Annotated in this window: 7 protein-coding genes; 3 read left to right on the top strand and 4 right to left on the bottom strand. The window is 71.1% G+C overall.

The features are described from left to right. Positions 1 to 421 (bottom strand): RNA polymerase sigma factor (locus Q1N79_RS01355; RefSeq protein WP_300603113.1); only part of this gene is annotated, 421 nt, incomplete at its 3' end. Between the two features lie 327 nt (positions 422 to 748). Here Q1N79_RS01355 and Q1N79_RS01350 point away from each other — a divergent pair. Continuing rightward, the gene (locus Q1N79_RS01350; protein ID WP_300603111.1) at positions 749 to 2,413 is read left to right on the top strand and encodes a methylmalonyl-CoA mutase; all 1,665 of its coding nucleotides are present in this window, start codon (positions 749 to 751) and stop codon (positions 2,411 to 2,413) included. Between the two features lie 19 nt (positions 2,414 to 2,432). Here Q1N79_RS01350 and Q1N79_RS01345 read toward each other — a convergent pair whose 3' ends face one another. Both Q1N79_RS01345 and Q1N79_RS01340 read right to left on the bottom strand, forming a co-directional pair. After that, positions 2,433 to 2,825 (bottom strand): type II toxin-antitoxin system VapC family toxin, encoded by a 393-nt coding sequence (locus Q1N79_RS01345; RefSeq protein ID WP_300603109.1) that lies wholly within the window; start codon positions 2,823 to 2,825, stop codon positions 2,433 to 2,435. After that, on the bottom strand, positions 2,822 to 3,208 hold the full coding sequence (locus Q1N79_RS01340; protein ID WP_300603107.1) for a hypothetical protein: 387 nt from the start codon (positions 3,206 to 3,208) through the stop codon (positions 2,822 to 2,824). Before Q1N79_RS01340 ends, Q1N79_RS01345 begins: the two co-directional genes overlap by 4 nt. Before the next feature lie 112 nt (positions 3,209 to 3,320). Here Q1N79_RS01340 and Q1N79_RS01335 point away from each other — a divergent pair, with 112 nt between their 5' ends. After that, the gene (locus tag Q1N79_RS01335) at positions 3,321 to 4,277 is read left to right on the top strand and encodes a tetratricopeptide repeat protein (protein WP_300603105.1); all 957 of its coding nucleotides are present in this window, start codon (positions 3,321 to 3,323) and stop codon (positions 4,275 to 4,277) included. A 149-nt stretch (positions 4,278 to 4,426) separates the two neighbouring features. Here the strand turns inward: Q1N79_RS01335 and Q1N79_RS01330 are convergent, their stop codons facing one another. Next, entirely contained in the window at positions 4,427 to 4,924 is a 498-nt protein-coding gene (locus Q1N79_RS01330; protein WP_300603103.1) for a MarR family transcriptional regulator, read from the bottom strand. Positions 4,925 to 4,998: 74 nt separating this feature from the next. On the opposite strand from Q1N79_RS01330, the gene Q1N79_RS01325 reads away from it, so the two are divergent. Beyond that, on the top strand, positions 4,999 to 6,414 hold the full coding sequence (locus Q1N79_RS01325; RefSeq protein ID WP_300603101.1) for an NAD-dependent malic enzyme: 1,416 nt from the start codon (positions 4,999 to 5,001) through the stop codon (positions 6,412 to 6,414). The last annotated feature ends 362 nt before the right edge of the window (positions 6,415 to 6,776 follow it).

Genomic DNA, 6,776 nt, shown 5'->3' with positions numbered 1-6,776 from the left:
CGGCGGCGCCGGCGGTGACGCTGCGGATCGCCCGCCGTTCCCGCTCGGTCTTGCGCCAGTGGTCGCGTATCAGGTTGGTGGCGATCATGTAGAGGTAGCTCTGCGGGCTGTCCACGCGCGTCCACCGGCCGAGCAGCCTGACGAACGCCTCCGACGCGATCTCGTGCGCGGTGTCGTCGTCGTCGACCAGCCGCCGCACCCAGCCGGCCAGCTTGGGGTACGCGGTCTTGAACAGCTCTTCGGCTTCGTCGGCGTCGACCCTTTCAGCCTCACCAGCGATGCCCACCGGTTCTCCCTCGATGATGTCCCCGGCAGGCGACGGGAACAGCACGACCTCACGCCCCGCGTGCCCGCCGCCCTGCATGAGCATCATGGTGGGCCCGGTCGGGGCGTCCTCGAGAACGCCCGCGTGATACGGCAAGATCTACCACATTTCTGCCCGGTGACCGCAGTTGCCTGGCCAGCCCCTCGGTCGTTCGTGGGTCTGGCCCGGGCGCGCCCCCGTGACGTCCGGGCCACCGCTGCGCGCAACGGCCTTTTCCCTGCCTTGCGCTCTTAAGAGACGACGCAGGCCGGTGAACGGTTGCACAGAAATTTCTTTTTTTTATCTGAACGGGCGGTGGTGCGCGTCTCACGTCCCTCTCGCGGCCCCGGGTGGGTCCGTCATCGTCGTCCCGGGCCTGCACTACACTCAAAAATAGTAGGACGTCCTAATATCTTGGCCGCGTGAGCCTCGGGAGGCAGACTCATGAACGAACCGAACGACGCGGGCAGGCAGCGCTGGCAGCGCCGCTTCGACCAGGCGGCCAAGCGCGACGCGGACTTCACCACGCTGTCCGGGCTCGAGGTGGACCCGGTCTACGGCCCGCCCGACGGATCCGAGGTCCCCGGCCGGATCGGCTGGCCGGGCGAGTTCCCGTTCACCCGCGGCCTGTACGCCAGCGGCTACCGCGGCAAGCAATGGACGATCAGGCAGTTCTCCGGGTTCGGCAACGCGCGCCAGACCAACGAGCGGTACAAGATGCTGCTGCGGGCCGGTGGCGCCGGGCTGTCGGTGGCGTTCGACATGCCGACGCTGATGGGGCGCGACTCCGACGAGCCGCGCTCGCTCGGCGAGGTCGGTCACTGCGGCGTGGCGATCGACTCGGCCGCCGACATGGACGTCCTGTTCGACGGGATCAAGCTCGCCGACACCACCACCTCGATGACGATCAGCGGCCCGGCGGTCCCGGTCTTCTGCATGTACCTGGTCGCGGCCGAACGTCAGGGCGCCGACCTCTCCACCCTCGATGGCACGCTGCAGACCGACATCTTCAAGGAGTACATCGCGCAGAAGGAGTGGCTGTTCCCGCCGCGCCCGCACCTGCGGCTGATCGGCGACCTGATGGAGTACTGCGGCGCGAACATCCCCAGGTACAAGCCGCTGTCGGTGTCCGGCTACCACATCAGGGAGGCCGGCTCGACGGCCGCGCAGGAACTGGCGTTCACGCTGGCCGACGGGTTCGGCTACGTCGAGCTGGGCCTTTCCCGCGGCCTGGACGTGGACCTGTTCGCCCCCGGCCTGTCGTTCTTCTTCGACGCGCACATCGACTTCTTCGAGGAGATCGCGAAGTTCCGCGCCGCCCGCCGGATCTGGGCGCGCTGGCTGCGCGACGTCTACGGCGCCAAGACGCAGCGAGCCCAGTGGCTGCGGTTCCACACCCAGACCGCCGGGGTCTCGCTCACCGCCCAGCAGCCGCAGAACAACGTCGTCCGCACCGCCATCGAAGCCCTCGCCGCGGTGCTCGGCGGCACCAACTCGCTGCACACGAACGCGCTCGACGAGGTGCTTGCCCTGCCGAGCGCGCCCGCCGCGGAGACGGCCCTGCGCACCCAGCAGGTGATCATGGAGGAGACCGGCGTGACCAGCGTCGCGGATCCCCTCGGCGGCTCGTGGTACGTGGAGGCGCTCACCGACCGGATAGCGGCGGAGGCCGAGGAGATCTTCGCCAGCATCCGCGGCATGTCTCCGGACGGCACGATGACGGGCGGGATCCTGCGCGGCATCGAGAGCGGCTGGTTCACCGGCGAGATCGCCGACGCCGCCTTCGAGTACCAGCAGAAGCTGGAGAAGGGCGAGAAGCAGATCGTCGGGGTGACCAGCCACACCGAGACCGTCGGCGGCGAGCCTGACATCCTGCGGATCAGCCCGGAGGTCGAGCGCGAGCAGGTCAGGGAGCTGACCGCCCGCCGCGCCAGTCGCGACCAGGCCGCGGTCGACCGCGCGCTGTCCGCGATGGTCGCCGCCGCCCGCACCGACGCCAACCTGGTGCCGCCCATGCTTGACGCGGCCCGCGCCGAGGCGACGCTCGGCGAGATCTGCGGAGCGCTGCGCGCGGAATGGGGCAGCTACTCCGAACCAGCGGCGTTCTAGCGCGGCCGGGCCAGCACCCTCAGGAGGGGCTGGCGACCGGCAGCCCGGCTTCCCTGGCGGCGTCGAGCAGGTGCTTGTCGTAGGCGACGAACGACACCAGGTCGCGCCGGATGGCCAGCGCGGAAGCGAGGTGGATGGCTCCGGAGCTGCCAAGCGTGCCCGGCGGGAGCGTCGCCGCGTTGTCGAGCACGTCGTAACTGAGCGCCACCCGCCCGACCCGGCGGATGATCCGCTGCCCCCGGGGCAGCGCGCCCGGCTCCGCCCGCCAGATCGCCCGCAGCACTTCGGTCCGGTGCAGCGCGCTGGAGACCAGCGCCTGGTCCGCCCGTTCCGCGAGCCAGCTGGCAAGCGCGGGTGATTCAGGTTCTGACAGCGCGAGCTTCACGAGCGCTGAGGAGTCGAGGTAGATCAAGGCCGGTCCTCACCCTCGCGCAGCTGCCGCAGGACCTGGCTCGCGGTGGGGCGGTCCGCGGCGGTGGCCGGGTACGGGTCGACGTCGAGGACGCTGCCGGCCTCCTCGGCCCGCTCGACCACCCCGGCCGCGATCCAGCGTTCCAGCGGACTGTCTGGCAGGCGCACCGGGACCATCTGTGCCACCAGGCGGCCGCGGTTCGTGATGTCCACCGTGTATCCCCTCTCCACGAGGTCGACGTAGATGCTCGCGTGCTGGCGCAACTCCCGGATCCCGATCCGCTGCGGCGGCAGGCTCGAGGTCGCGTGGTGGACCGGGTCACCGGAGTACCCCAGGTCCGCGCTGAGCGGCCTGCCCCGCTTGCGGTCACCTTTCTGTGGCATGGAGGGACTGTAGCACACGGCATGCTACACTGGGGGCAATCGGGCAGTGTGTGTCGTACGGACCGGGCACGGAAGTGGACCGGGCACGGGGATCATGGGGCAGGATAGAGGTATGCAGCAGCCGCGGGACTTCTCCCTGTACGGTGCCGTCGACCTGGGCGCGCGGCAGGCGGCCGCGCAGCGCCGGGAGCAGGCGGCGGAGCGTAGCGCCAAGGCCGGTGCGTCCGGGGATGGCGAGGCGTCGGCGTTCGTGATCGACGTCACAGAAGAGACCTTCAACACCGAGGTGGCGGCGCGGTCCCGGACCACGCCTGTCATCGTCGACCTGTGGGCGGACTGGTGCGGGCCGTGCAAGCAGCTCAGCCCGGTGCTTGAGAAGCTGGCCGATGAGGCCGCCGGCTCCTGGGTGCTCGCCAGGATCGACGTCGACGCGAACCCGCGGCTGGCCCAGGCGTTCCAGGCGCAGTCCATCCCGATGGTCGTCGCGATCATCGGCGGCCAGATGGTGGACGCCTTCCTCGGGGCGATGCCCGAGGCACAGGTCAGGCAGTGGCTGACGCAAGTGCTGGCGGTGGCCGAGCAGCTAGGCGTTGGTTCCGCGGACGGTGCGCCAGGGGCCGCCCCGCAGGCCGGCCCGGACGCCCTGGCCGACGCGATGCCTCCGGGGTACGCGGAGGCGCAGGCGGCGATGGAGCGCGGTGACCTGGACGCGGCCGCCAGCGTGCTCGAGAAGGCGCTCGCGGAGACCCCGGCCGACCCCGTGCTGAAGAGCTGGCTCGCCCAGGTCAACCTCATCCGCCGGGTGGGCTCCTACGACGAGACGGCCGCGCGCCGCGCCGCCGCCGCAAGCCCAGGCGACGTCGGCGCGCAGACACGGGTCGCCGACATCGAGCTGGCGGCGGGGCGGACCGAGGAGGCCTTCGACCGGCTGCTCGGCGCGATCAGGCGCACCTCGGGCGAGGAGCGGGACAGGGCGCGGCTGCACCTGCTCGAGCTCTTCGAGATCTTCCCGCCCGACGACCCCCAGGTGAAGAAGGCACGGGGCCAGCTGACCGCCCTCCTGTTCTGAGCGTTCCCCGGCCGCGGCCGTAACGCGGCGCGGCGCCGTCACCAAGTACGGGTAACCGGACGGCGGCGAAGGGCGGCGGGGGCAGCGAACTCGGCTGGCGCAGTACGCCGACATCGGCTCCGGGCTGGTGACCAGGCCGGGTGCGTGACTCAGCGGGCGCGGGGGTCGGCCTGGTCGGGCCCCGCGAGCTGCTCGAGGGCAGGGACCGCCGCCGCGAGGGCGGCGCGCTGCTCGGGGGTCAGCAGCAGCAGGCTCTGCGTGAGCAGGACGGTGCCCTCCTCACGCAGCCGCTCCAGCGTGTCGTGGCCCATCGGCGTGATCGCCAGCGTGCTGGCCCTGGCGTCCTTCGGGTCGGCGCAGCGCTGCACGTAGCCGAGTTCCTCGAGCACGGCGACCAGCCGGGTCAGCGTGGACGGCGCGATCCCCTCGGCCGCGGCGAGGTCGCCAAGCCGCAGCGGGCCCGACCGCTCCACGGTGGACAGCGCGGCCAGCTGGGTCGGGGTCAGGCCCGCCAGTTCGTGCCTGCGCAGCCGCCGTGACAGCCGCGCGATCGCGACGCGCAGGCGTGTTACATCGATCACGCCGGATTCGGCGTCCACCGCGCTCGTGCCGACGGACGGCGGGCCCATCGTTGTTTCGCGCGCCATGACTGAAGATTACGCGCTGCACCGCTCAGCTCGTACTCTTGGACAGTGGCGTCCAGGAAAGGCGGAAAAGCGACGTGACCATGGCGCCTAGCGTCTCGTACTCCATCACTGCCCGGCTCGACGTCGCCTCGCACGGTCGCGCCGTCAGCGAGATCACCCGCGCGGTCGAGCACGCGGGCGGCGTGGTGACCGCGCTGGACGTGAGCTCGGGCCAGCGGGGCAAGCTCCGCGTCGACGTGACCTGCGCCGCGTCCGGCACGGAGCACGCGGAGTCGCTGGTCGCCGCGATGGCGGGCATCTCAGGCGTGTCGGTGCACAAGGTCAGTGACCGTACGTTCCTGCTGCACCTGGGCGGCAAGATCGAAATGCGGTCCAAGGTGCCGCTGCGCAATCGCGACGACCTGTCCATGGCCTACACGCCCGGAGTGGCGCGGGTCTCGCTCGCGCTGGCGGCCAAGCCGGAAGACGCCCGCCGCCTGACGATCAAGCGCAACAGCGTCGCGGTGGTGACCGACGGGTCCGCCGTGCTCGGCCTCGGCAACCTCGGCCCGTACGCGGCCCTGCCGGTGATGGAGGGCAAGGCCGCGCTGTTCAAGCGGTTCGCCGGCATCGACGCCTGGCCGATCTGCCTGGACACCCAGGACACCGACGAGATCGTGCGGGCGGTGCAGGTGATCGCGCCTGGCTTCGGCGGGATCAACCTGGAGGACATCTCGGCGCCCCGCTGCTTCGAGGTCGAGCGCAGGCTGCGCGCGCTGCTCGACATCCCGGTGTTCCACGACGACCAGCACGGCACCGCCATCGTGGTGATGGCCGCGCTCACCAACGCCCTGCGGGTGGTCGGCAAGGAACTGCCAGCCGTGCGCGTCGCGATGGCCGGCGCGGGCGCGGCGGGCACCGCGGTGCTGCGGCTGCTGCTGGCGGCCGGGGCCTGCGACGTGGTGGTGGTGGACGACCGGGGCGCCGTGTACCGGGGCCGGCCGGGCATGAACGACAGCCTGGCCTGGATCGCCGAGCGCACCAACGCGGCCGGGTACTCAGGCGACCTGGCCGGCGCCACCCGCGGCGCGGACGTGTTCATCGGCTTGTCGGCGCCGGGCATCCTGTCCAGCGCGGACGTCAAGGCGATGAACTCCGACGCGATCGTGTTCGCGCTCGCGAATCCCGACCCGGAGATCGACCCGGACATCGCGCGCGAGTACGCGGCCGTGGTGGCCACCGGTCGCAGCGACTACCCGAACCAGATCAACAACGTGCTTGCCTTCCCCGGCGTGTTCCGCGGCTTGCTCGACGCCCAGAGCCGCCGGATCACCGACCGGATGCTCGTCGCCGCCGCGCGGGCGCTCGCCGACGTCGTGCTGCCGGACGAGCTTGGCCCGGACTACATCATCCCGTCGGTGTTCCACCCGGGCGTCGCCTCCGGCGTGGCCGCGGCCGTCCGCGAGGTTGCCGCCGAGAGCGAGCCGGCCGGCGCCGCGCCGGGGGAGTAGGACGGCTGGCCCACTGACGCTGGAACCTGGCCCATGATGGTTACATGGACCACGTGTAAGCATGGAACCTAGTAACTCGCCGCCGGGACATGCCCTCTGACCTGCGTTAATGGTTTACGCTTGGCAAGCATAACAGTTCCGGTGGAAACAGCTTCGGTCGCCGCTGGGTGGCCCCAGCGTATGGGAGCAAGCTACCGCAGGGTCACCCTGGACGGATAAACCCGCATTGGACCCCTCCAGAGCCCCAGTGATGCTCTGGGCTGCAGTACGGAGCGTCCGGACCGGCTTTTCGTCACGATCTGAGCAGCCCGGCGAGCCACTCCGCGGCCGCGCGCTCAGCTCCGGCGCGGCGTCCGCCAACT

The organism is Trebonia sp. (genome assembly GCF_030042015.1).
In the GTDB taxonomy this organism is placed as follows: domain Bacteria; phylum Actinomycetota; class Actinomycetes; order Streptosporangiales; family Streptosporangiaceae; genus Trebonia.
This window is presented reverse-complemented; position numbering and strand designations above follow the sequence as displayed.